At 35.5% G+C, this 24,415-nt stretch carries 20 protein-coding genes, 1 tRNA gene and 1 pseudogene; 12 read left to right on the top strand and 10 right to left on the bottom strand.

The genetic code is table 11. From position 1 onward, the window contains the following. Positions 1 to 34 precede the first annotated feature (34 nt). The 4 genes and pseudogenes from OOK90_RS03385 to OOK90_RS06545 form a co-directional block, all read right to left on the bottom strand. Positions 35 to 1,117 carry an efflux RND transporter periplasmic adaptor subunit gene (locus OOK90_RS03385; protein ID WP_174515936.1) on the bottom strand — a complete coding sequence of 361 codons (1,083 nt, stop codon included), beginning with the start codon at positions 1,115 to 1,117 and terminating at the stop codon, positions 35 to 37. A gap of 201 nt (positions 1,118 to 1,318) precedes the next feature. After that, positions 1,319 to 2,401 carry a Fic family protein gene (locus OOK90_RS03390; protein ID WP_209472833.1) on the bottom strand — a complete coding sequence of 361 codons (1,083 nt, stop codon included), beginning with the start codon at positions 2,399 to 2,401 and terminating at the stop codon, positions 1,319 to 1,321. A 237-nt stretch (positions 2,402 to 2,638) separates the two neighbouring features. Then, on the bottom strand, positions 2,639 to 4,387 hold the full coding sequence (dnaG, locus tag OOK90_RS03395; protein WP_209472835.1) for a DNA primase: 1,749 nt from the start codon (positions 4,385 to 4,387) through the stop codon (positions 2,639 to 2,641). Between the two features lie 615 nt (positions 4,388 to 5,002). Next, positions 5,003 to 5,092 (bottom strand): annotated as a pseudogene (locus OOK90_RS06545) (WPE palindromic element domain-containing protein); the annotation flags it as partial. A gap of 195 nt (positions 5,093 to 5,287) precedes the next feature. On the opposite strand from OOK90_RS06545, the gene ubiG reads away from it, so the two are divergent. Beyond that, positions 5,288 to 6,463: a bifunctional 2-polyprenyl-6-hydroxyphenol methylase/3-demethylubiquinol 3-O-methyltransferase UbiG gene (gene ubiG / locus OOK90_RS03405; protein WP_264705718.1), complete on the top strand. Its 1,176-nt coding sequence runs from the start codon at positions 5,288 to 5,290 to the stop codon at positions 6,461 to 6,463. A gap of 11 nt (positions 6,464 to 6,474) precedes the next feature. Here the strand turns inward: ubiG and OOK90_RS03410 are convergent, their stop codons facing one another. Together OOK90_RS03410 and OOK90_RS03415 are read right to left on the bottom strand one after the other, a co-directional pair. Further along, positions 6,475 to 6,897 carry a TrbC/VirB2 family protein gene (locus OOK90_RS03410; protein WP_244663072.1) on the bottom strand — a complete coding sequence of 141 codons (423 nt, stop codon included), beginning with the start codon at positions 6,895 to 6,897 and terminating at the stop codon, positions 6,475 to 6,477. An 18-nt stretch (positions 6,898 to 6,915) separates the two neighbouring features. Beyond that, the gene (locus OOK90_RS03415) at positions 6,916 to 8,262 is read right to left on the bottom strand and encodes an IS110 family RNA-guided transposase (RefSeq protein ID WP_264373686.1); all 1,347 of its coding nucleotides are present in this window, start codon (positions 8,260 to 8,262) and stop codon (positions 6,916 to 6,918) included. Between the two features lie 419 nt (positions 8,263 to 8,681). Here OOK90_RS03415 and metG point away from each other — a divergent pair, with 419 nt between their 5' ends. Then, a complete protein-coding gene (gene metG, locus OOK90_RS03420) occupies positions 8,682 to 10,319 on the top strand; it encodes a methionine--tRNA ligase (RefSeq protein WP_209472839.1) in 1,638 nt (545 codons plus the stop codon). Positions 10,320 to 10,392: 73 nt separating this feature from the next. On the opposite strand, the gene OOK90_RS03425 is transcribed toward metG, so the two are convergent. The 3 genes from OOK90_RS03425 to OOK90_RS03435 form a co-directional block, all read right to left on the bottom strand. Then, entirely contained in the window at positions 10,393 to 11,085 is a 693-nt protein-coding gene (locus OOK90_RS03425; RefSeq protein WP_264705719.1) for a hypothetical protein, read from the bottom strand. A 189-nt stretch (positions 11,086 to 11,274) separates the two neighbouring features. Continuing rightward, on the bottom strand, positions 11,275 to 11,541 hold the full coding sequence (locus OOK90_RS03430) for a hypothetical protein (protein WP_264705720.1): 267 nt from the start codon (positions 11,539 to 11,541) through the stop codon (positions 11,275 to 11,277). 115 nt (positions 11,542 to 11,656) lie between these two features. Next, positions 11,657 to 13,108, bottom strand: coding sequence for a replicative DNA helicase (locus OOK90_RS03435; protein ID WP_015589094.1), 1,452 nt, complete (start codon positions 13,106 to 13,108; stop codon positions 11,657 to 11,659). 114 nt (positions 13,109 to 13,222) lie between these two features. Here OOK90_RS03435 and OOK90_RS03440 point away from each other — a divergent pair. The 4 genes from OOK90_RS03440 to OOK90_RS03455 all read left to right on the top strand — a co-directional run bounded on the left by OOK90_RS03440 (position 13,223) and on the right by OOK90_RS03455 (position 15,961). After that, positions 13,223 to 13,305: transfer RNA gene (locus OOK90_RS03440), tRNA-Leu, on the top strand. Positions 13,306 to 13,329: 24 nt separating this feature from the next. Continuing rightward, positions 13,330 to 13,926, top strand: coding sequence for an RDD family protein (locus OOK90_RS03445; protein WP_190321214.1), 597 nt, complete (start codon positions 13,330 to 13,332; stop codon positions 13,924 to 13,926). Between the two features lie 792 nt (positions 13,927 to 14,718). Next, the gene (gene radC / locus OOK90_RS03450; protein ID WP_010962534.1) at positions 14,719 to 15,393 is read left to right on the top strand and encodes a RadC family protein; all 675 of its coding nucleotides are present in this window, start codon (positions 14,719 to 14,721) and stop codon (positions 15,391 to 15,393) included. Between the two features lie 277 nt (positions 15,394 to 15,670). Further along, the gene (locus tag OOK90_RS03455; protein ID WP_010082530.1) at positions 15,671 to 15,961 is read left to right on the top strand and encodes a GIY-YIG nuclease family protein; all 291 of its coding nucleotides are present in this window, start codon (positions 15,671 to 15,673) and stop codon (positions 15,959 to 15,961) included. 324 nt (positions 15,962 to 16,285) lie between these two features. Here OOK90_RS03455 and OOK90_RS03460 read toward each other — a convergent pair whose 3' ends face one another. Beyond that, a complete protein-coding gene (locus tag OOK90_RS03460; protein ID WP_264705721.1) occupies positions 16,286 to 19,507 on the bottom strand; it encodes a UvrD-helicase domain-containing protein in 3,222 nt (1,073 codons plus the stop codon). Positions 19,508 to 19,588: 81 nt separating this feature from the next. On the opposite strand from OOK90_RS03460, the gene OOK90_RS03465 reads away from it, so the two are divergent. The 6 genes from OOK90_RS03465 to OOK90_RS03490 all read left to right on the top strand — a co-directional run bounded on the left by OOK90_RS03465 (position 19,589) and on the right by OOK90_RS03490 (position 24,142). Then, positions 19,589 to 20,455, top strand: a complete 867-nt coding sequence (locus OOK90_RS03465) for a 4-(cytidine 5'-diphospho)-2-C-methyl-D-erythritol kinase (RefSeq protein ID WP_209472850.1) — start codon at positions 19,589 to 19,591, stop codon at positions 20,453 to 20,455. 3 nt (positions 20,456 to 20,458) lie between these two features. After that, positions 20,459 to 20,815, top strand: a complete 357-nt coding sequence (locus tag OOK90_RS03470; RefSeq protein WP_209472851.1) for an Mth938-like domain-containing protein — start codon at positions 20,459 to 20,461, stop codon at positions 20,813 to 20,815. 1 nt (position 20,816) lies between these two features. Next, positions 20,817 to 21,617, top strand: a complete 801-nt coding sequence (locus OOK90_RS03475; protein WP_264705722.1) for a metal ABC transporter permease — start codon at positions 20,817 to 20,819, stop codon at positions 21,615 to 21,617. A gap of 131 nt (positions 21,618 to 21,748) precedes the next feature. After that, positions 21,749 to 21,928, top strand: a complete 180-nt coding sequence (locus tag OOK90_RS03480; RefSeq protein ID WP_264705723.1) for a hypothetical protein — start codon at positions 21,749 to 21,751, stop codon at positions 21,926 to 21,928. 5 nt (positions 21,929 to 21,933) lie between these two features. Beyond that, positions 21,934 to 22,926 (top strand): DNA polymerase III subunit delta, encoded by a 993-nt coding sequence (gene holA / locus OOK90_RS03485; protein ID WP_264705724.1) that lies wholly within the window; start codon positions 21,934 to 21,936, stop codon positions 22,924 to 22,926. A gap of 169 nt (positions 22,927 to 23,095) precedes the next feature. Then, on the top strand, positions 23,096 to 24,142 hold the full coding sequence (locus tag OOK90_RS03490) for a Fic family protein (protein ID WP_010082541.1): 1,047 nt from the start codon (positions 23,096 to 23,098) through the stop codon (positions 24,140 to 24,142). Positions 24,143 to 24,415: the final 273 nt, after the last annotated feature.

Raw genomic sequence — 24,415 nt, forward strand, 5'->3', positions numbered from 1 at the left:
ACTTTTTCTGGGTAAGGTCAAAGGATCTTATGTCTTAAACCTTATCACCAGGCTTAACAAATAGGTGGCCCAATACTATTAACTTTATGGGTTTATCTTCGTTATTTGCTACTATCCAAACCCCATCGCTCTCATGATCAACAATTTCTATTGGTGCAAATACTACATAATTATTGTCATCAACAATCTTTATTCCAAGAGCACCCTCGTCACTTAAGCTCAGGGCTGAAGAAGGAACTTTATATGCAAATCTTTCGCCTGAAGGTAGCCTTACGTTGGCAGTTAGTCCCTGCAAGGATATCATTTTATTATTAGTTACCTTTACTTCTACCCTATAAGACCCAGTTTTAGGCTCAGCAATTTTACTAATAAAACTTACTTCACCTGCCAATTCTTTTCCGTCCAGCAAATTAATTTGAGCTGTGCTGCCTAGCTCTATTTTATTTACTTCATTTTCCGAAACGTATAACACTACAAGAATTTGATCGAAATTAACCACGTCAGCTATTTTTTGCCCAGCATTAACAAAATCCCCTTCGTTTGCATTGATTTTATCAATATAACCATCTATAGGAGATGTGACTGCAGTATTTTCTAAATCCAATTCTAGCCTTTTTAGGTCAGCTTTTGCACTTTGTAACGCAGTAAAAGCTGCTTCTACTTGTATTTGTGCCCCATAGCCTTTTTTATTCAGTTTGTGAGAGGAATCATACTCAATTTCACGCTGCTTTAATAAAGCTTTGGCTTTCTGAGCTTGCTCAATCCTGTCATAATCTTCTATCTTTAACACTACATCATCTCTTTTTACCTTTTCACCATCAGGTAAATAAATAGCAATAATCTTACCACTTATTTTTGAGACAAGGCTAGCTCTATGTAAGGGATTTACTGTACCAGAAAAATTTAAATATATAGTGCGGTTTTGCGGCGCACATTCTTGAGTTTTTACTGAAAAGCTACTAGTTGCATTATCGCTATGAACCGCCTGATCTTTTTTTAAAAATGCACTACTGATAAAAAACAGTAGAATAAAAGCAATACTGGAAATGATGATTACTTTATTTCTCATCTTTAAACAATAGAATTTGTTGACCAATCTTGTTAGAAACAACTGCATAAATTTTCGAATCAGAAATGTAAGTATAATACATGTACCATTGTCACTCCATAAATAGTTTTATATGAGAACAAACACAAGATTTTCCTATAATAAGTAAGTTTTTTATTGCTAAAATGCAATTTTTAATCGAATAAAATTGCAAACAAAGTTGTGCATAAGACTGGATTTAAAAAAATCTCGAAAAACATACTAAAACTTTTAAATAATAACTTTATATCTAGTGGCTTTGCCTTCTCCAAGACGCTGTAAGTATTTCATCCCTAGCAGTTTCTTTGTAATTGCCTCTACTGTTCTTGGAGGAAATCCTAGAGCTTCTATAGCATCTTTTCTACTAAATTCTTTATCTGCAAGGCTAAGTGCCCATTCCCAGAAGAATAATTGTTTTCTTGATAATAAATATTCAGTATTCTCCCTCTCAAGAATATAATGCGCCTCATTTGCTTGCGTTTTGAGCACATTAAGAAAAAATATTAACCATGGGGAAATATCTTCTTTGCTACTTTTCCAGCTACTTTGTGTTTTATTAAGCGCTAAATAGTAATCAAGTTTGTTAGTTTCAATTATCTTTTCATGTGATACAATAGATACAAAATCATAACCCTGCTGCAACAGCATTAAATTAGTCATCAATCTACTAGTTCTGCCATTCCCATCTTGAAAAGGGTGTATTGCCAGATACTCAAAAACAAAGTTAGCAATAATAATAAGAGGATGCTTCAATTTATTATTTAAGGACCAGTGATACCAATCAATAAGCTCTTGTACTTCCTTTCTAACAAGGTAAGGTGGTGTGGGATCAAAAATTATACCAACAACTTTTCCATTCTGATCTTTTGCCTCAACTCTATTAGAACTTGCTTTGTATTTTCCTCTATGATACAAATCTTTTTCACTATAAAGTAGCATCTGGTTGTTAATGTGCAATATTGATGACTCACTAATTGGAATATCCGTATAATCATGAAATATTAGTTTAAGCATTTCTAAGTAGCCAGCAATTTCTTGCTCATCTCTATTTTTAAATTTTTTGACACGTAGGTTTTTATATAGATCCTCAACTTCTTTATCGGTTAGACGATTTCCTTCAATACGGTTAGAAGCGCCAGAAGATGTAACAATAACTGAATGAGTTAATCTTTCAATTGTTTGTGGTAGTAGTTTTTTCGTTATCTGCCAGCTATTTTTAACACTATCAACTGCAGTAATTAACTCGTACACTTGCTCAATTACAGGCCCTTCTAGGTTGAGACGCGTACTAAGACGAAAATTCTTCCAGTTCATATTCTTCTCACATGCATATTATGTGAGATAATGTGAGATAATGTGATAAAAGTCAATAGTAAACTTTATATGCACAGCAGAGCTAACTACAAAAATTATACATTTTCAAGTGATCCTAACCATATCAAAAACTACAGGGCAAAGCTGTTAGAGGAAGGCTTAATTAGTTAAAAATTTCAATCTTATGTAAAATATTGTCTTATTTTGTAATTTTCTTGTTGACTAACGAGACGATATCTACTTTTCAATAAACTCCATTTGCATTTCTTGTATACTGCTTTCTATTTGCTTTATTTGTTCTATCAACCTTTCCTCTAAGTCAAGATTACCGCTCAGCCTCGCCTCGGTTCTTTCTTTTCGTAATGCATTTAACTCTTTTAGTAACACTATATTATTCCACACAATTTCTGCAGATTTTCTCTCGTTCAGTTGGCTATTTAGTACACTAGTTTTTTCAAATACATACTTTATAACGTTAAACTGTTTCAATTCTTGTAACAAAGCCTCTTTATCGAGTTTGCTTTTGTTACTTATTACATCAATTATACGCTGTTGTAATCTTTTCATCTCATTAGTAAATTCAAAATGAGAAAATTGCTCAAAAAATATAGGACGGTTCAAGATTTCAGGAAATTCTACGGCTATACGCAAAATTACGGCCTGATTTTGCTCTGCTTCAATTAGCTCTGGAGACTTGTTATGAAGATACTCACCTTTTGTTGCTCTAGTTTTACTATTAAAAATCTGTTTTTTGAAGCTACTTCTTAGTTCACTAGCCTTATTGTAAAAATAATCTCTGTAATACCTTCTAATACTGCTGTTGCTAATAGTATTTACATATTCCATGAACTTGTGCTCAAGAATTGAATATTTTTCCGGAGCAAATTTTTCATAATTTTGCAAATTGCTATCGATTATGTGATGCCATAAATATTCAGAATGCAGTTTTGTTGAATGGTCAAGAGCAGTCAACACGTCTTCTTTCTTGTATGCCAGTTCGTTACATATATCGTATGGATCTTTATTACTTGGCAAAGTCACAAACTTTAACGTGTATCCAGGCTCTAATATTGGCAGAGCAAGTTCTGCAACTCGAGTAGCAGCATGACGTCCAGCACTATCGCCATCCATACAGATGGAGATTTCTTTAGCAAATCTCCATAGATTTTTTATCTGTTCTGCAGAAATTGCGGTACCAAGCGGAGCAACTGCATTACTAATTCCTGCTTGATGTAGCGCTATAGCGTCCATATATCCTTCAACAACGAGTATGTGCTGTTTTTTACGTATTTCGCTTAAAGCAAAGTTTAATCCGTATAAATTCTCCCTCTTCTTGAAGAGCTGACTCTCTGGACTGTTTAAATATTTCGGCTGTTGCTCAGAACTTAGCGCACGTCCGCCAAAACCAATAACTCTCCCTGCAATGCTCTGTATAGGAAATATCAGCCGGTCATAAAAATAATCATGAAAATTTTTGTTTACTAATCCAATATCAATCAAAATTCTGTCTTCAATACCTGAAGAGTTTAAATACTCTTTCAAACCAGAGCTTGGTGCATAACCTATCTTAAATTTATCTATGATTTTAGGTAAAATCTTACGCTGCTTTAAATAATCTACAACACCTTGATTTTTTTGTGCAAACCAATTTGCAGCTAAATCAAGCGCTAAAAATAGTTTATTGTCCTCTTTTGTAATACTAAGATTTTTGGGCAGTTCAACACCTGTAACCGATGCTAATTTTTCCAATGCTTCTTTAAAGCTTAATCCTTCAGTTTGTGAAATAAATTCAAATGCATCACCACTAGCCAAGCAACCAAAACAGTAATATAACCCCTTAGTATTGCTCACCGAAAAAGATGGGGTTTTTTCGTTATGAAATGGACAGAGCCCAACAAAACTATCTCCTCTTTTTATTAATCTGACTTTTTTACCTACTATGTCGGATAATAATAATTTTGATTTTATAATATCTATATGATCCATCTTGTTAAATTAGTAGTAGGATAAAAATTATATAGAATTTATACACATCTGACTCGAAATTTATTTCTATAACTAAAGCAATTTAGATTTACCGACAATGTAGCTATACAAATTCAAGAGCAATCCTGTCATCCAGGTAGCCCACAGAAACAAAAAACTTCCTTGACAAACCTCGCCAGCGCCCTTATCATGAAACTGAAGCTATTTATTTATCTTCTCTGTACAGATTAAATGACAAAAAAACTCAACGTATCTGGCGTCTCATGTTTAATTTTTTGCACTATGTGCACCTTATGTCTTTATCAAATTTCCGGGTTTTGACCTACACAAGCTGAAATACGCTTATAAAGCATTTAAAACATTAAAAAACGCCAACTTAAAAAATGGATAGTGAATAACTAGCTACCCTAGGGTTTCTTTTGCCTTTTTTTCTGTTTAGTAAATTTCTTAACGTTTATAATTTAGATTAGTTGCGGCTTAAAAGCAGCTAAATCGCGGTTATTAAGTGTTTAGAATAAAAAAACGCCATACTTGAAAGTATAATGTAAGTAATTAGCCAACCACGGGGCTTCTTTTGCCTTTTTTTTCGTTTGGTAAATTTCTTAATATTTATACAGAAGGTGTCATTCCAGTGCTTGACACTGGAATCCAGTTCTTATTATACAGCTATCTGGTGTACTTATTTAAAATTAAGTTTTCTGGATCTCAGTGCCAAAGCACTGGGATGACACCCTTCCTGGCGGAGATTATTCTCAAATCACAATGTTCGTACAGTTGTGGAATGAATTGCGGTATGACGTAGGAAAACCTTAGCTATAGCTTTAGAACTCCCAAAAGGTCAGAAGCATTGAATGACTTGACAGAAAGTTCAAACCCATATAAAATGTCCTTATTTCTTATATGTTAGGTATAGTATCAATTGCCTCAGATCATGCTGGTTATGAATTAAAATCAGAAATAAAACCTTACCTGGAAGCCCTAGGTTACAGAGTAGTAGATCAAGGCTGCACTGCTAAGCAAAAGTGTGTAGATTACCCAAACTATGCTGTTAAAGTTGTAGAAGATATAACAAGCAAAAAAGCAAATTATGGGATATTAATTTGTGGTACAGGTTTGGGCATGAGTACTGTGGCAAATCGTTTTGAAGGAATCTACGCTGCTTTATGTAACAGTGTTGAGATCGCAAAATTAGCTCGCGAGCATGGCAACGCAAATGTACTGTGTTTTGGTGCAGGGTTTACTGCGAGTGGATTAGCAAAAGACATAGTCAAACAATTCCTCGAAACAGAATTTTCAAAAGAAAGCAGACATAAAAAACGCCTTGATAAACTCAGCAATATAACCTCTAAGAAAAAAAAAACAAAAACTTATAACGAAGATGAAATATCAAAATTCGCTAAAATGGCAGGCCAGTGGTGGGATGAGAACGGCAAATTCAAACCATTGCACATGATGAATCCTGTTAGAGTATCTTACATTATTGAGAAAATAAAAGAGTTAAAAAAATGCAATTTGAAAGAATTATCATTGCTTGATGTTGGATGCGGTGGTGGCATTTTGTCAGAGTCAATGGCACGCGTTGGCATTAACGTTGTGGGAATAGATGTATGTGAAGAAAACATAAAAGTAGCGCATTCACATGCAAAAAAAGTAGGGTTAAATATAGAATATATACACACCAGCATTGAAGAGCTAAGCAATGACAAGAAGTACGACGTGGTTCTGCTGATGGAAGTAGTTGAACATGTGGATAATTTAGAGCTTTTCATGAAAAAAGCGATAGAACTGCTAAAACCGGAGGGGTTAATCTTTATATCCACAATAAATAGAACTATTAAATCCTTTTGTCTTGCAATAATTGGTGCAGAGTACATATTAAATTGGCTGCCAAAAGGTACACATAACTGGAATAAATTTCTCAAGCCGTCAGAAATTGCAAATCACTTAAGAGAAAATAATGTAACGCTGCAAAACATGGCTGGCATGGAGTACAACGTAATAAAGCGTGAGTGGAATCTAACTAAAGGCGTGGATGTTAATTATATACTCTGCGGTTTGTTAGATTTAACTCTATAAAAGCACCATTTTCACTTCCAATACTTTGAAGGATCTTGGCCAGCTTTTATACAGTAGCCTTTATTAGTTAGCGCCCAACCGGAACGACAAGCATAACCTGTACCTACACGTTCATATCCAGGAGCAGCAACACACTTTCCATTCTCCAAGGTTTGACCTTTAAAAAGACAACAAACTTCTTTTTCTGTTACCTTTGTTACAATTTGAGGAGCACCAAAAAACACAGCAACAAATATACCCAGTGCGAAAAGTGCAGGCCAAGGCATTCTGCCAAATATTGCAAGTAAGCTTGAACCAATTATTACCACTGTAATCATTGGTCCACCTATTCCATGAACGTAACCTATTACATTACACATTACATCTGTTGCTCCATCAGCGTGTGCATCAAATGCATAGAAAACTATAAATAGAATTACAAGAAAATTTCTCATTGTTCTTCTAAGAAACTCCTAAGAACCTTCTTCATCTATCGGCTCCTCTTTCATTAGTATATAACCAAATTCCTTTGCTTTTTTAGTCAAATTTTTGACTACTCTCTCTTTGTAGAGTGTTTCATAATAGTTCATTCCTTTTTCTACATATTCTTGTCCATATTTTAGCATATTATAAAAAATACATGCTAATTTCCTTGCTGTAGCAGTGATCGCTTTTGGTATCCCTAGTCGCTTCTTTAACCTCCTGCAGTATGCACCAAGTGCAGTGTTGCTTCTTGATACACAATGAGCAGCAAGTCGCAAGGCAGTTGCAGCACGATTAACAACTTTACGAGTTCTTGTTCCAATAATTTTCCCTCCTGTAATTTTATTAGCAGGACTTAATCCGAGCCAGGAAGAAAAATGCTTTTCTGTCCTCCATTTATTGTGATTTATACCTGTTTCTGAAATGATAGCCTGTATACTTAATACATCAAGTCCTGGAACTCTAGTAAAATCCATCCCCGTTATTCGATATAAATCTTCATCTACGGCAAAATCTGGACTATTCTTCTGTTTTCTCTTTCGTGTCTTATTCAATGCCCTGTTCTCATTCGACTTTGTTTCAAATGTTTTATAGTAATTTTCTATACTTTTATCACATCCCGTTATTTGCTCTTGAAAAAAAGTATATGCTGCATATTCTTGTTTTAGCACAAACAAGTGTTCCTCTCTATAATCACCAGCTAACGCTTTTGCTATAGTAGACTGATCATTTTTTATTCGTGCATCCCTGAATTTAGCCAATTTCTCAGGATCTCTTTCGCCTTCAATTATAGCTTCAATGATTTTCATACCAGTTATCCCAGTAATATGACTAATAACCTTGTGTAATTGAATATTCATTTGAATTAGCGCTTTTTGCATACGTTGAGTATGTTTAGCTGCATTTTCAATTAGATTAGCACGTTGTCTAACGTAACTACGCAGTACACACATTTGATTATCCGGTCTAAATGATCCTTGAAGCAGTCCATAGCTGTGCAATTGTTGCAGCCATTGACAATCTTGAACATCAGACTTTCTACCAGGCACATTTTTGACATGTCGCGCATTTACTAATTTTACTTCAAATTTATGTGATTCTAATATTTGAAATAAGGGAATCCAATATACTCCAGTTGACTCCATGGCTACAGTTCTAACCTGACACTTTTTTAACCACTTTGCTAAGTTGTGTAGATCTACTGTAAAGCACCCAAATTTTTGGATACGTTGTTCATCTCTTCCTTCAGGTACACATACATAATGTACAGTCGAGCCAATATCAATCCCTGCTGCATCAAGGTTTATTGTTTTTAATTTACTTTTTGCTTCTGCCATATAAAATCCCTCCTATATTATTATGATAAGAAGCACTTCAGCTTGGGACGGTTAGGTTATACAATCTTCTAAACGAGGTAGCCCAAAAAGAACTCCATCAATGGTTTTACCATTTCCCCCAAAACCATGCTTTCAAACGGGCATTTATAGCACCATTGATTGTTTCGGTTATAGCTGCAGAAGCGCTTCTTCATAACACTATACCCAAAGAACATAAAGTAAAGAGGGAGTTTCTTTTTGGTTTTACAGATTTTATCTGTTCTGGGCTTTCAATAATCATGCCTGATTGTTTCTTATTTTAATAAAATTTCAGTAAATAGCTTTTTTCAAAAATTATGCTTAACCCAATCAATATTTATTTATTACTGCCTTTTTAATACTATAATTAACTCAGTTGATTTTTATCAAAATGCTAAACCATGGAACAATTCGAGAACTTTTACATCACCACGCCAGTATATTACGTAAACGATAAGCCGCATATTGGTCATGCATACACTTCTCTCTTGTGTGACGTGGTGGCAAGGTTCATGAAACTAGCTGGGAAAAATGTCAAATTTACCACCGGTACAGATGAACATGGACAAAAAATAGAAAAAGCAGCTAAAGCAAAGGAAATGCAGCCAAAAGAATTTACAGATGAAGTGAGCGTTTCATTTAAAGAATTGGCTAAGTTCATGAATTTTGAGTATGACGATTTTATTCGCACTACGGAGGAACGTCACAAAAAAGCAGTTATAGCTTTATGGAATAGACTTGAAGAGAGAGGGCAAATATATTTGGATTCCTATTCGGGTTGGTATTCAGTTCGTGATGAAGCATTTTATCAGGAGTCAGAGCTGATAGATGGCAAAGCACCAACAGGTGCTGAGGTCCAGTGGATAAAAGAAGAGAGTTACTTTTTTCGCTTATCAAACTGGCAAGAAAAATTACTGGAACTCTATAAAAATCAGCCAAGTTTTATCTTTCCTGAGAGCAGAAGAAATGAAGTGATATCGTTTGTAAGATCAGGGCTCATTGACCTCTCAATCTCTCGCACTAGTTTTAACTGGGGAATAAAAGTACCAGGTAATGACAAACACGTAATCTATGTCTGGATAGATGCATTAACCAATTATCTTACATCAATAGGTTTCCCTAGTACTGAAGGTGAGGAATATAAGAGGTTTTGGGCAGAACCAGAAACACAGATTCCAGTGTCAAGCACTGGAATGACACCAAACCAAGGGAAAACGCAGATTCCAGTGTCAAGCGCTGCAAACCTAGCTGACAACTCTTTCAACGTTCATGTAATCGGTAAAGACATATTGCGCTTTCATGCTGTATATTGGCCAGCGATTCTCCTTGCAGCAGACCTGCCACTGCCAAAACAAATTGCAGTTCATGGTTGGTGGTTGAACGAGGGAGAGAAAATATCCAAGTCCCTTGGTAATGTCATAGATCCAATTGGCCTCGCTCAAGAGTTTGGTGTTGATCAGCTACGCTATTTTCTCCTCAGGGAAGCAAGCTTCGGCCAGGATGGTAACTTTAGTAAGAAAAATATGATCAGCCGGATAAATTCAGAACTGGCAAACAACATAGGCAATTTAGTACAAAGAACAATTTCATTTTTACACAAGCAATGTTCTGGAATTGTACCAACAATCGATCAAAGCCTACTTAAAGGTGAAGAAAGTTTGCCAAATTGCAAAGCTATACTAGGTCAAGTGATAGACCATTTATCAAAGTATGAATTTAACCATATCATACTTCTAATCATCAACATCTCTTCTGAAGCAAATGCCTACATAGACAAAAGTGCACCCTGGACACTAAGCAAAACTGACAGAGAGCGCATGAATTTAGTAATTTACAAGTTACTGGAATATATCAGGATAATAGGCATTTTATTGCAGCCAATTGTCCCGAGGTCAGCGGAAATGATACTTGATCAACTGCAAATCCCGAAAGAGCAACAAGATTTAAAATCTCTGTGCAACGCATGCGTAAGCTTAGGCATTACGCTGCCTAAACCTACGCCGGTTTTTTTGAGGGTTGATGCTAAAGAGGAGAAATAGTGTAAAAACTATTTCTCCTGGATGGGATTATCTTTAGTTAACAACGGTGCACACCGCTGTCTACATATTCAAGTTAGGTGGCAAGTGCCTTAGTTACTTTAGCAAAATATGGTTTAGTAACATCAGCATCTATCACTACTACTTCAGTCATTGCCGACTTAACCTTTCCTAGGCTCCATGCAAACCAGCCTTGACCATTTTCTTCTTTAGTTGGCTGACTTTCTGGGCTAGAAATCTCAGTACCTTTTTCATCACCAGATTCTGCATCATAAAATACATCCTGATCCTCAGAAAGACTCATTAAATAACTTTTAGCAGCATCAACATTTAAATGATCAGGTTGCTTAGGAACGTTATCAATATTTAAATAATCCAAACTATTAGCTCGTTGCTTTTGCTCACTGGAAAGAACCTCAAGATTTAAATAATCCAAACGAGTTAGTTCTTGCATGCTAGGTTTAGATCCATCTTCACGCTTAAACTGCTCTTCCGGACTAGAAACCTTAGTACCATAAATCCTACTGTACAAGCTGCTTCCAACGCTGTTAAGTGCTCCTCTTACAGATGCAATTGACGCATCATAAGTATTTTTCAAGCCACCTCCAATACCACTAAGTGTTCCTTTTGTAGACTCAGTTGATGGCACATAATTATCGTAAGCATATTTGCCAGAATACAAGACACCATTAACTGCTTCTTTTGCAAACCAAACAGCGCTATTAACTGTTCCTTTTGCAAGCTGAACAGTGCCATCAGCAATTGCCACTTTTAATTTGTCTTCTTCTATCTTTTTATTTTTTTCAGCTAGTTGAGTTTTTTGCTCAGAACTTTTCTGCTTTTGAGTGCGTACTTGATCTTTTAACTTAGAATTTTCTTCCTCTTGAGCTTCTACTTTATTTTTTAACTTAGAATTTTCTTCCTCTTTAGCTTTTACTTCCGCTTCTTTTTTAGCTAGTTAAGTTTTTTGCCCAGAAATTGTTTGCTCTTGAGCTTTCATTTTATTTTTTAACTCAGAATTTGTTTTGTTCTCACTATACGAAAGTGCAATAGTTACAACAGAAAACACAGCATAACCAATAATAAATGGCAGGCCAACACTTAATGCTGCAACTGGAGCTAAGAAACCAATATAAGGAGCTGCAGCAAACACTCCCGATGCTAACAAATTTGCAGTAGCCAGAGCACCAGCTATAAGATAGGGTACATTGTTTTTATTCATCATCTCACGTATTATAAAATATAATACCATTATAAAAGGATTTTTAAGAAGTTGTCAAGCTATCTTTACATAAAAAAAAATAATTGATAAACTTGGGAACAAGAAGATTGCTGCCAAGCTATGAACTATGCCTTTCCGTGTAATCTTTAAATGCACCTCTGTTAGAGTCAAAATATAGCTTCACACTGCCAATTGGTCCATTTCTCTGCTTCGCAATAATGAGCTCTGCAATGTTTCTAATTTTTTCCATTTTCTCTTGCCATTCCCGATGTTTATTGTTTCCTTCATTTGGCTGTTTTCTTAGTTCATAATACTCTTCTCTATAGAGAAACATTACTATATCTGCGTCTTGCTCTATGCTCCCTGAATCACGTAAATCAGAAAGTTGTGGTTTTTTATCATCCCTCTGCTCAACAGAACGAGAGAGCTGAGATAGTGCAACAATGGGAATATTTAGCTCCTTTGCAATTGCTTTCAAACCCTGCGTCACTTCCGAGATTTCTTGCACTCTATTTTCATTACTCCTTTTTGTTGTTCCTCTGATTAGCTGCAAATAATCAATGAATACCACTTCTACATTATATAATTGATACAGCAAGCGTATTCTGGTGCGAAGGGCACTAATTGATAGCGCAGGGGTGTCATCTATGATGAAAGGCAGTTCAGATAATTCTGTACTAGTATTGATAAATTCATGCAATTCAAAATCACTAATTCTCCCGGTTAATGCCTTATAATAACTAATTCCTGAATCTATAGTGATCAGCCTTGCAGTTAATTGCTCTGCTGACATTTCAAGCGAGAAAAACGCTACATAGTGTTGCTTATCTGCTCTTTTTTGCAACATCTTACAAGCATTAAGTGCGATGTTTAGCGCCAATGCTGTTTTACCCATAGAAGGCCTTGCAGCTAAAATTAATAAATCAGATTTTTGTAGACCACCAAGAAGCTGATTTAGATCTTGAAGTCCGGTTGTAACGCCTAGCGCTTCTGGATTATTTTTCAGTGTGCTGATCTTCTCAACTACATCTTTAATTGAACTTGCAAGTTTTATATATGTTTTCTCACCTTGTTTTTTTACTGCCAAATTGAACAATTTTGTCATTGCTTGTTCAATTTGCGCCTGTGCAGGATTTTCAATATCGTAGTTGTAGCTATCACCAACTATTTCTTGCCCGAGCTTAATTAAACATCTCCTTAAGTAAGTATCACGGATTATTCTAGTCAAACTATAAATATCAAGTGCAATACTTGCCTTCGCTGCAAGCTTTGCTAAGTACTCTACCCCACCACACTCGGTAAATGCTTGGTCGTTTTCAAAAAACATTTTAAGGCTCAGTTCATTGGCAACTATGCCATGTTTTCTGGTTTTAGATATTTGCGTAAAAATACTTTGATGCAGTGGATCATAGAAATTTTCTGCTGTAATTGTGTCTTCAACTGCATCACAGATTCTATTATCACGAATCATTGCACCAATAAGCATCTGTTCAGCTTCTAAATTATGCGGTAATTTACATATTTCCTTGTCTACACTTCTTGAACTGAGGAGATTGGCTAATTCATTCATTTTAAGTTTTGAGAGTAACTGTTGATTATTGTAGAATATTTAGTCCTCATTTGAAAGATGTAAAGGCAAAAAAATTTGACTAATTCCGTGTTGCCTATAGCATTAAAACTTAATGCCCCTGTGGTAGAATGGTAGACACGGCAGACTCAAAATCTGTTGCTTGCAAAAGCATGCTGGTTCAAGTCCGGCCAGGGGCACGTTAAATATTGGAAAGTATATATATGTTACATAAATTTTTTAATCGTTTATTTTCTATTTTTTCTTCTATAAATGTTATTCAAAAGGTAAAGAAAGATGAAAATGGGATATGTTATGTAACGGGCCTCAGGCGCTATATATCAGTATTGCTTGATTTAATTATTATCGTTTTGTTCTTGCAGTTTTGCAGCCAAGCCTTTAATCAGCTCTTTACAAACTCAGAGGATAGCAAAATATTCAGCCAAGTTGCTGCAAAATCCCCAATGCAAGTGCCACTTTCTATAGAAGAAAAGGCAATGCAGAGTAGACTTGTAAAATTAATGATTCTAAATCAAATAGTCCAGTTTATTATGCTCTTTTGCTATGTAATATATATGTGGGTAAAGTTTGCTACTACACCTGGAAAACTATTATTTGGGCTTAGAGTTGTGGATGCACAAACTTTCGAAAAGATGACCCTAAAACAAGCAACAAAGAGATTTTTTTCCTTTATATTGTCAGTTGCACCATTGTTCTTGGGCTTTTTATGGTCAAATTTCAACAAACGCTGTCAAACTTGGCACGATAAGATCGCAGGCACAGTGGTTGTCACGAGTAAAAGCCTTAGAAGGCAGAGCTAAAAACTACTTGACACCCTTCGCCAGCCCCTTTATCATGATAGTGAAGGTATTCAGTTATCTTCATCTGTGCAGATTAAACAGCAAGAAAACAACGTAGTTGGCGTCTTATTTTTAATTTTTTGCACTATGTGCACCTTATGTCTTCACAACATTTCTGGGTTTTTACCTATATAAGCTGAAACGCGCTTATAAGTCGTTTAAGACAGTATAGTACGCCAATTTGCAGGATTAGAGAGTGACAACTAGCTAACGCGGGGTTTCTTTTGCCTTTTTTTCTGCTTAGTAAATTTCTTAAACATTTAAACTAAGGTGAGTTGCGTTTAAAAGCAGCTAAATTGCAGTGTTTAAGATTTAAAAAACGCCAAATACTGAAAATAGACAATGACTAGGGCTTCTTTTGCCTTTTTTTTCATTTGGTAAATTTCTTAATGTTTGTAGCTAAACGACAACCGTCATCCCTGTAAAGATCAAGTATCCCGCTACTTGTTAGCGGGACCTAGAGATACCGCGAATGAATCGCGGTATGACGGTTCACGGTGGCATGACGGTTAAGTAATTCGTCATCCCGCTACTTGTTAGCGGGATCTCTTGTTAGCGGATGAGATACCGCGAATGAATCGCGGTATGACGGTCTGCGGCGGTATGACGTAGAGCTCGCGTCAGCTACTTTCATGACACCATTTGCTGTCTTTAAAAATGAATGTTCTTACAATTGTGCGTCATGCGCTTTATTAAATATTTTACTTAAAAATCTAATTTCTTATTATACAAGAGATAAGCAATTCATTGATGATGAAAAATTACAAAAAGGGGCATAGAAAGCGCCTAAGAGAGAAAATTATTTTAGATAATGGACAATCATTACTTGATTATGAAGTTTTAGAGCACATTTTATATTCAGCATATAGTAGAATTGATGTAAAACCGGTGGCAAAGAGTTTGATAGAAAGTTTTGGCAGCTTAAATAAAGTTTTTAATGCTGACCTGGAAGCGCTGCAAAACGTTGATGATGTCAGCAATGCAGCGATATCTGCCATCTTTTGTGTAAAACAAGCCTTTGTTCGTTCTGCAAGAGAAGAAATAAAAAACCTGCCTGTAATCGATAACTGGGAAAAATTGCTTGATTATTTAAGAATAAGTATAGGAAGCCTCAATAAGGAAAATTTTCGTGTCATCTATATGAATAAAAAGTATCGTCTAATAGCGGAAGACTTGCAAAATATTGGTACAGTAGATCAAACTCCTCTTTATGTCAGAGAGATCATCAAGCGCGCACTTTTGATTGGTTCAACATCCATTGTAATATCTCACAATCATCCAAGCGGAGATACACAACCTTCAAATAGCGATATATCTCTCACTAGACAACTAGCAGAAGCTTGCCAAAGTATAGGAATAGAATTAATAGACCACATTATTATTACATTCAGTAGCTATTTTAGTTTCAAGGAAAATAGGTTGTTGTGAAAGCCTTTATAGCTACAGTAACTTAGATTTACCGACAATCGTCATTCCGCTACGTGTTAGCGGCTAAGAGATACCGCGAATGAATCGCGGTATGACGTAGATTGCTGTCATCCCGCTGCTTGTTAGCGGCTGAGATACCGCCGCGGTATAGTAACTCGTCATCCCGCTACGTGTTAGAGGGATCTATCCGCGGTGGTATGACGGTAAGTTTTATTGTGGTATGATGGTGTAGTATAATGTTGGTAAACCTCAGTTACTTTAGCTATAAACGATTAAGATGAAGTTATCATATATCTATATACTTACAAATAAAGCTAATAGCACATTATATATTGGTGTAACTGCAAATTTGATCAAGAGGATTTGGGAACACAAAAACAAAATTGTTTCAGGTTTTACATCAAGATATAATGTAAATAAACTTGTATATTTTGAAGAGTTTGAAGATATAAGTTTAGCTATTGCAAGAGAAAGGCGCCTGAAAGAATGGCCAAGGCAGTGGAAAATTAATTTGATCAATCAAAAGAATCCTAGCTGGATTGACTTATATTACTTAGCTTTAAGATAGCTATGCTGAGATCCCGCTAACACGTAGCGGGATGACGAGAAAGGAGCAGCAGGATAACGGTTGAGTAATTCGTCATCCCGCTACTTGTTAGTGGCTGAGATACCGCGGCGGTATGACGGTTTGCGGTGGTATGACAGTTAAGTAATTCGTCATCCCGCTACTTGTTAGCGGGATCTATCCGCAGCGGTATGACGTAGGACTGCTGTCATTCCGCTACGTGTTAGCGGCTGAGATACCGCGAATGAATCGCGGTATGAAGGTCTGCGGCGGGATGACGGTTCGCGGTGGTATGACGTAGCAGCTATTTCTTGCAATCAAGTTTCGTTAAAAGTCAGATTGAATGGTTAAATCTTCCACCCAAATAACCACGCACTCTACTTGCTTGTTTGGATATATTTCTTGTACTAAGGTTTTATAGATTAACATCTGTTTTTTTATTTCATTTAATAAGGAAACAGAAACGTTACGGTGTGATTTGTAGTCAATTATGATTGCTTTATCTTGCGTTATGCATAGCCTATCTAGTCGTACTAATACTGACTTGCCATCAATTGTTCCACTCAGTGTAATCTCTGATTTGCCTTCCAAGTCAAACAAATAGCCATATTTTTCATTAAAGGCTAATATTTTACTGTAAATTTCATCCTTATCTTCGCTGATGTTATCAAGGTATTTTCTGACCCAATTTTTTCTCCTTTCTTTTTCTATCTTGGGCATATACTGCAATATGCTGTGAATAATCAGGCCTCTTGCATAACCATCTGTCATCCAAGTAGCTGACACTGGGATCCATTCTGCTCCTTCTTTTTCACTGGATTCCAGCGTCACGCGCTGGGATGACACCGAAGAGTGGGCTAAAGCTGGTGGAAGGGAAATGACCGGAACGTCAAAGTAATCACGTTTTTTATAAATGTAAGGGTAGTTTGCATTCACGCATAATACTTCAACTTTTTCTTTAAATATTGGCCGTAAACCCCTTTGTTTCTTTTCATATGGTTCTCCATACTTAGTGATTAGATCATACCAAGAGCCCTTTTGCACTGGCTCTTTACTTAAGATGTATAACTCATCTTCAGCACGCGTGAGTGCTACGTATAATAAACGCAAATATTCATTATAATCCTCTAGTTTTTTCTCTCTTTTTACTTGATCGCAATAAGCGTTGTTGTTTTTTCCACACCAAAATGGCACTTCTGTTCCATCAAAGATAATGCTTTCACTGTTTCTTGGCACTGTGTTTGTATCAACCAAAAATACTATGGGAGCTTGCAGACCTTTTGATTTGTGAATTGTCATTATTCGCACAGCATTGCGTTCTGATTGCATATCATTCTTAATCTCCGGATTATTCTCCTTGATCCATTGAACAAACGCTTGAAGAGATGGGTTTTCAAATTGCAACACGAGGTTCATAAATTCGTCTAGGACCTCAAAGCACTCAAGACCTAGCCTTGCAGCAAATTTCTTCTTACCTGTACGCAATATATGTGTAAATAGTGCAAGAGGAGACTCTATGCGAGATAAGTTAATGAGATAGTTTAATTCACTATAGATAACCACAGAATAATCCTGAATTCTTTCCCATAGTGAATGCTCTTTACGGTCGTATGCAATGTTAAATAAATCATCCTCGGTAAAATTAAATAGCGGTGATTTTAAAGCATTTGCAAGAGCTAAATCATTTGCCTGGAGGAGTAAAAATTCGGCCAAAGCTATTAAGTCCTGCACGGCTATATAGTCCATAATTCTAAAATAATCCCGGCCTACAACTGGCACATTTGCTTTTTTAAGTTCGCTTATTATGTAATCAACTAACACGTTTCGTTGTCGCACCAAAATCATAATGTCTCTTGGCTCTATATGGCGATCTTTAGCGACTAAAATTCGCCCTTCATTTAACCAATTGTGAATTCTGTTAGCTATTGTTTGAGCAAGTAATCGATCTGCTATTGTATAACCTTCCTTGCATGTCAGAGGAATTTGTAAAGCTCGCTGTTCTTTCTCTTTGCGCCTTGGTAACGCTGGCCAAATTTCAATATATCCTTGGTCATTTTCTCTATGTGGAACATGTTTTATTTCATTATCATTAAAAGATATTTCTGCGCGGAAGTTATTAAATATTCTATCTACAAGCATCAAAACTTCTGGAGTTGAGCGAAATGACTTTTCAAGTTGGCATGATATCCAATCTCTACCACCAGTTTTCGTATGAAAGTATTGTTGCATATAGTTGAATAGATGGGGATTTGCTCCTTGAAATCTGTATATGGATTGTTTTACGTCACCAACAACAAATAAGGTTCGCTTTTCATCATTACCGGCAAAAAATTCATCGCAGAGATTTGTTATAATTTTCCACTGGCTGATGCTATTGTCTTGTGCCTCGTCAACAAGGATGTGATCTATTTTTTGATCCAAGTTAAACAATATCCAATCTTTATAGTTTGGATTGCTAAGAAGATTTGTTGCTAAGTTGATTATATCATTGTAGTCAAGCAGTGCATTTTTTGATTTTTCACTATTATACAAATCAACATATACTTTAAATACACCAAGTAAGCTACTGGTTCTCTTGAATATTTGATAAGAGTTCATGTCTCTTATATGGGTAAATACTACATTCTGAACGCTCTCTATTATTTGCTCTGCATCTTTGAATTTCTCCAAAATACTTTTTGTTGCAATGGATGATATGCTCTTTTTTTCGTGCGATTCTGATTTTAAAAAGACCTTGGCTAGGTTTTCTACTTTAGTGTCATTCCAGCGCGTGACGCTGGTTCTTTTCTTCTGGATCCCAGCTGGGATGACAGTAGAATAAAGTATTTCACTATAACTCTGATCTCTTTTACTGCCTTCACTTAATATCTCGGCTAGTCTTTCCACGTGCTCAATTGTTTCACTCTGTAAGTCATGAATTTCATCTGGGGCGCTCAATTTATCTTTGATATATTTCGAATCATTTGCTGACGCTGATCTTTTTACACATAAAGTATAAAGCAAATCGCGTAGTTTATTTTCATCAATTTCAGTTGCAATAAGGTTGATATCATCCTGCACAGTTTCGTTATGAAGCACTTTATTGAATATGATGGAATGTAATTCTTTACATTCACTCAGCGTCCAATTTGGAGCAATGCCAGCTTCTATAGGAAAGCTGGAGATTAATTTGTAACAGAAAGCGTGTATGGTTTGTATAGTTAGACCAAGATTTTCCAGTTCAGAGAAAAGCCTTCTTGCTCTTGTTAAATAATCTTTATTTTTTCTGGATCCCAGTGTCACGCACTGGGATGACATTGGAAAGAAATCTAGTTGTTCTAGATCTGCTGCCAACACACTATCTGAACATATTGCCCACTTACTGAGTATGCTGTGAATGCGATTCTCCATTTCGTTTGCTGCAGCATTGGTGAATGTTAAGCAAAGAATATTTCTTTTGTTTTCTAATAAAAGTCTCAATACTCTGTCTATTAAGATTTTTGTTTTGCCTGTACCAGCGGACGCATTTACCCACACAGAGAAATTAGGATTTATGGCATTTGATCTCATCAGAAGTGCGAGAACCTTATAAAAGTTGACTAGAATAGCATTATACATATAATGTAAAAATAGTGTTAGTGAAGATATATAATGAAAAGTTTTTGTGTAAAGGCGCCTGCAAAAATCAATCTTTTTTTGCATGTTGTAGACAAAAAAGAAACAGGGTATCACTTGATTGAAGGTTTATTTGTCTTTGCTAATCTCTCTAATTTTTTGGAAATAAAAGTAGGTGAGAAGGATTCTAGATACGATAACTCTACAGTTGAATTTATAAACTCCGAGTCTAGAATAAATAACCAGTATAACACTGTAATGAAAGCGGTTAATCTGCTGCTTAGGCATGCTCCTGTACGCACTAAAGTCACTGTAAAGGTTGTAAAAAACATACCAATTGCTGCAGGACTTGGTAGCGGATCCTCAGATGCTGGAGCTGTGGTACGTACGCTAGGGAAGCTGTGGGAGATTGATAGGACGATTTTAAATGAAATAGCCTTAAACGTTGGTGCTGATGTTCCCGCAAGCGTAGATAGCAAGCCAGTTTTTGTTAGAGGTATTGGCGAAGAATTATGCCACATTAAAAAATTCTCTTTACCTACAAATGTGGTGCTTGTGAAACCGAAAAAAAGGTTTTTGAGTACACCAGAGGTATTTTCCAAACATGAAGGAAAATTTTCTGAGCCAATTAAATGGAGCGATGACGCTGAAAAGGATTTGTTGAAGTTTCTTAAAGAGACGAGAAACGATCTTCAAGAAATAGCAATAAGCTTTGTACCTGAAATTAAGGATGTGATATCAACACTTGAGTCACAAGAAGGCTCTATACTTTCTCGCATGTCAGGCAGTGGTGTATCATGTTTTGGAATATTCGATAGTGAGGAAAATGCAAAAGCTGCTGCAGTTAATATCGGAAAAAAGCAACCAGAATGGTGGGTATGTGACACTCAATTAATAGTTTGACTTATGCCCTTAATTTCCGAGAATAAAAATCTTATAAATGGTTACAGGGAAGGAAAATTTTTGGTGAATAATAGAGAATATTGCGGCTCAATTATAATTTTTCCTGAAAAGGTGATAAAATTGAAAGAAAGTGATATAAACAGCAAGGAGTATTTTGAATCTTTTTTAACAGAGGAAATAGAAATTTTGTTAATAGGTACTGGTAAAACACGCAATATACTAAGTTCTTCAGTGAAGTCCTATCTTATGGAACAAAAAGGTTTAAATTTTGAATTTATGACAACAGGTTCTGCATGCAGAACCCATAATATTCTGATATCCGAAGATAGATTTGTTGTCAGTTATCTAATAGCCATATAGCATGCTTACCCAGGACTTTTTCATCAATAGTCTAGTTGCAGTAGTTGTAATTAGCCTAGTAACAGGCGCTTTAGGATCGTTTATGATATGGCAAAGGTTATCTTATCTTGGTGATAGTTTGTCCCATTCTTCGTTGCTTGGTGTTGCACTTGCTTTAATCTTTAAGATTAGCCCATCGCTTAGCATAATGCTCATTGCAATTACATTTGCTATACTACTTTCTCTTAATTTTAACAGATTATATTCTGCTGATACGATATTGAACATTGTTACCAATGTAGTTTTATCATCGAGTTTAATACTTATGTCTTTTCTTCCATCTGGCAATAATAGTATTATTAGCTCACTGTTTGGTGATATATTAACGCTCGATCAAAGTGATATAGTATTGATTTTTTTAACCTCTGCAGTAGTTACTTTGATATTAATATTTAGATGGCGTTATTGGTTAATGATTTCAATTAATCAAGATTTAGCAGTAGTTGAAAAAATTAATGTTACCTTTGTTAGACTAGAATTTTTAATCACTCTTGCTACATTTATAGCAATTGCTGCCCAACTAATAGGAATATTACTCATTGCTGCATTTTTGCTAATACCAGCAGCATCTGCAAGGCTCATTTCGAAAACTCCAATGCAGATGATTATTGTTGCAACAGTTTTTTCTGTGATCTCTGGGATATCAGGTCTCATGTTATCTGCAAGTTTTGATTTGTTAACTGGACCTGCAATTATACTTGTTGCAGCGGTATATTTAATTATCGCTTATTTTATAAGGCTAGTATTAAGCAGGTTGGCTTAATTTTGATCTCGAATGTTAATAATTTTGTAATATACTCATTATAAAACATCACTATCTTAGCACAAAATAGTTTTTGCTATACTATTATTTATATGCTAATGATAAGTTGTTAATTTTATGGAGTAAGCAATATGAGCGAAGAAGGATTTTTTTCCAAATATATATCTCAACCTGTGAAAAAATTTTATAATTATATTACAGGAAAAACAGAAGAGTCAGATGATGTAGCAGGTGATGTGCATAATATTGCACAAGGAGACTCAGAGTCTTTGGATACTCATGTACAGTCAAATGAGAATTATATCATATAGATAGCATGAGGGTCACACCATCCAAAGTTAAAAAATTCCTAGAGAAACCTGATGCTTTACGTGGTGTGTTAATTCATGGAAGTGATAACAGTAGGGTTGATTTTTATGTACAAGAAATAATTGCTAATTTGGGTGAGTATTCAGTTCAGGTGATGGATTTTGCAATAGTGCATAAGTCACCCAGTTTACTGTTTTCTGAATTGGCAAACGTTTCGATGTTTACCAGCAAAAAATTAATTAAGCTGATAAATGTGAGTGGAGGTATATCCAAGGAGTTAAAAAATGTATTGGATTATAACGCAAGTGGTCATTATGTAATGATGGTAGCAAATGATCTTCCATATAATTCTGCGACTAAAAGTTATATGGAGAGTTCAAAAATTTTTGGTGTGATTGCTTGCTATAAGGACAGCAACAGCAATCTTTATGACATTATATCAAGTTACTTAAAACAAAATGATATAAAATGCACAAATGAGATAATCTACCATTTGCAATCTTACTTTAATCATAGCAAGCTGCCTATATGTTCAGAACTTGAGAAGTTAGTTTTATACTTAGGGGAGAGAAAAGACCTAAAACTTACTGATATAGAATTATGCTTTTCAACTTCCGGCAACGACTATGCTACACTTGATGATCTATGCTCTGCCATAGCAAGTAAAGATATGTCGCGTTTCATTAGAATTTCTGATGCATTGATATCGCAAGAAAATTTTTCACCGATAGCACTAATTCACATTATATCAAATTATTTCCTACGCCTTGAAAACGTTTTGCTGTCAGTGCAAGGTGGAATGAGTGAGCAGGCTGCGATTGATCAGCTAAGCCCTCCATTGTTTTTTAAACAATTGCAGAGTTTTAAATCTCATTTGAAAAGTTTGCAACTTTCAGAACTTAAGAAGATCTTGGAAAAATTGATAAGCTTAGAAGTTACCTGTAAAAAAACTGATTTAGATCATAAAATGATTTTTCAACATGCACTGACGGGTAGCTGACTACTCGGATCCAGCCTTTCTTATAATTTCATCAAAATGTTGTATTTTAACATAAAATAGCTGCTTTTATGCCTACCAAAATTCATTCTTTAGTGTGTGTCTCACAAGTATTCTTTGCTAATAGGATATTTTCGAATATAATTGAATATAACTAGATAAAAATACAGATATGTTTGACATTTCAAAAATTGTAATAACACCTGAAATGTTAAAATTAGTTGCTGAAATTGATGAATTTAAAGGAGCATGGCAATTGTTTGGTAATTTAGCTCCAGAACGTTTACAAATGCTCAAGAAAATTGCAACAATTGAAAGTATTGGTTCTTCTACTCGTATTGAAGGGGCAAGATTATCAGACCGTGAAGTTGAGCAATTACTATCCAAACTTGATACACGTTCATTTCGTTCTCTAGATGAACGAGAAATAGCCGGATATGCGTATGTGTGTGAAGAAGTATTTCAAAACTTTAACAAGATGCCATTTACAGAAAACACTATAAAACAGTTTCACATCTGGCTTTTACAATTTTCATATAAAGATCAAAGGCACATGGGAGAATATAAAAAATTCCCCAATCATGTTGAAGCGTTTGATGAATCTGGAAAAAGCTTGGGCATAGTTTTTGAAACAGCCTCTCCATTTGAGACAGCAACACAAATGCAAGAACTTATTTATTGGACTAGCCAGCAATTAGAGGTGAAATCGTTACACCCTCTATTAATTATTGGCATTTTTATAGTTACTTTTTTAGCTATTCATCCCTTCCAGGATGGAAATGGCAGATTATCACGCATTCTCACAACTTTCTTGTTACTAAAGTTAGGGTATATCTATGTACCTTACAGTTCCCTTGAAAGTATAATTGAAAGTAATAAGGAGAGTTACTACTTAGCTTTGCGTCGTACTCAACAATCCTTGAAGACGAGCAGCTATGATTTTAATCCATGGCTTATATTCTTTTTAAGGTCACTACAAAAGCAAAAATTTCATCTTGAACAAAAGGTGTCACATGAAAAAGTGTTAAATCTCTATTTACCACCACTTTCTGCTAAAGTATTAGCACTACTCAGCAAACATGGACGTCTTACAATTAAGGATTTGGAAAATATTACTAAAGCAAACTGCAATACCTTAAAGAAGCACGTATCTAATCTCGTAAAGAGTAATCACATCACTCAGCATGGAAAAGGCAAAGCAACCTGGTATGTAATATAGAGCTCAATAGGATATGTATTCATTTTGAATTGTTAAATTATTCAGCTATAGAATATAGATCACAGCTGTACAAACATTGTAGTTTGAGCCCACTAGATCCCAGTGCCCTATTCTTGTCATCCCAGTGCCCAGACACTGGGATCTCATTTTACTTTATAATGATGTCATGAAAGTAGCTGACACTGGGATCCAGAAAACTTAATTTCAACCAAATAATAAAGGCTAGATCCCAGTGTCACGCACTGGGATCCAGAAAAGTTTGCTTGTAAGCAA

This window comes from Wolbachia endosymbiont (group A) of Ancistrocerus nigricornis (genome assembly GCF_947250785.1).
Taxonomy (GTDB): domain Bacteria; phylum Pseudomonadota; class Alphaproteobacteria; order Rickettsiales; family Anaplasmataceae; genus Wolbachia; species Wolbachia pipientis.

Coding starts and splice junctions, on each gene's coding strand:
- OOK90_RS03385 (WP_174515936.1), bottom strand. CDS start 1,117: ATGCAGTTGTTTCTAACAAGATTGGTCAACAAATTCTATTGTTTAAAG.
- OOK90_RS03390 (WP_209472833.1), bottom strand. CDS start 2,401: ATGAACTGGAAGAATTTTCGTCTTAGTACGCGTCTCAACCTAGAAGGG.
- dnaG (WP_209472835.1), bottom strand. CDS start 4,387: ATGGATCATATAGATATTATAAAATCAAAATTATTATTATCCGACATA.
- ubiG (WP_264705718.1), top strand. CDS start 5,288: ATGTTAGGTATAGTATCAATTGCCTCAGATCATGCTGGTTATGAATTA.
- OOK90_RS03410 (WP_244663072.1), bottom strand. CDS start 6,897: ATGAGAAATTTTCTTGTAATTCTATTTATAGTTTTCTATGCATTTGAT.
- OOK90_RS03415 (WP_264373686.1), bottom strand. CDS start 8,262: ATGGCAGAAGCAAAAAGTAAATTAAAAACAATAAACCTTGATGCAGCA.
- metG (WP_209472839.1), top strand. CDS start 8,682: ATGGAACAATTCGAGAACTTTTACATCACCACGCCAGTATATTACGTA.
- OOK90_RS03430 (WP_264705720.1), bottom strand. CDS start 11,541: ATGATGAATAAAAACAATGTACCCTATCTTATAGCTGGTGCTCTGGCT.
- OOK90_RS03435 (WP_015589094.1), bottom strand. CDS start 13,108: ATGAATGAATTAGCCAATCTCCTCAGTTCAAGAAGTGTAGACAAGGAA.
- OOK90_RS03445 (WP_190321214.1), top strand. CDS start 13,330: ATGTTACATAAATTTTTTAATCGTTTATTTTCTATTTTTTCTTCTATA.
- radC (WP_010962534.1), top strand. CDS start 14,719: ATGAAAAATTACAAAAAGGGGCATAGAAAGCGCCTAAGAGAGAAAATT.
- OOK90_RS03455 (WP_010082530.1), top strand. CDS start 15,671: ATGAAGTTATCATATATCTATATACTTACAAATAAAGCTAATAGCACA.
- OOK90_RS03460 (WP_264705721.1), bottom strand. CDS start 19,507: ATGAGATCAAATGCCATAAATCCTAATTTCTCTGTGTGGGTAAATGCG.
- OOK90_RS03465 (WP_209472850.1), top strand. CDS start 19,589: ATGAAAAGTTTTTGTGTAAAGGCGCCTGCAAAAATCAATCTTTTTTTG.
- OOK90_RS03470 (WP_209472851.1), top strand. CDS start 20,459: ATGCCCTTAATTTCCGAGAATAAAAATCTTATAAATGGTTACAGGGAA.
- OOK90_RS03475 (WP_264705722.1), top strand. CDS start 20,817: ATGCTTACCCAGGACTTTTTCATCAATAGTCTAGTTGCAGTAGTTGTA.
- OOK90_RS03480 (WP_264705723.1), top strand. CDS start 21,749: ATGAGCGAAGAAGGATTTTTTTCCAAATATATATCTCAACCTGTGAAA.
- holA (WP_264705724.1), top strand. CDS start 21,934: ATGAGGGTCACACCATCCAAAGTTAAAAAATTCCTAGAGAAACCTGAT.
- OOK90_RS03490 (WP_010082541.1), top strand. CDS start 23,096: ATGTTTGACATTTCAAAAATTGTAATAACACCTGAAATGTTAAAATTA.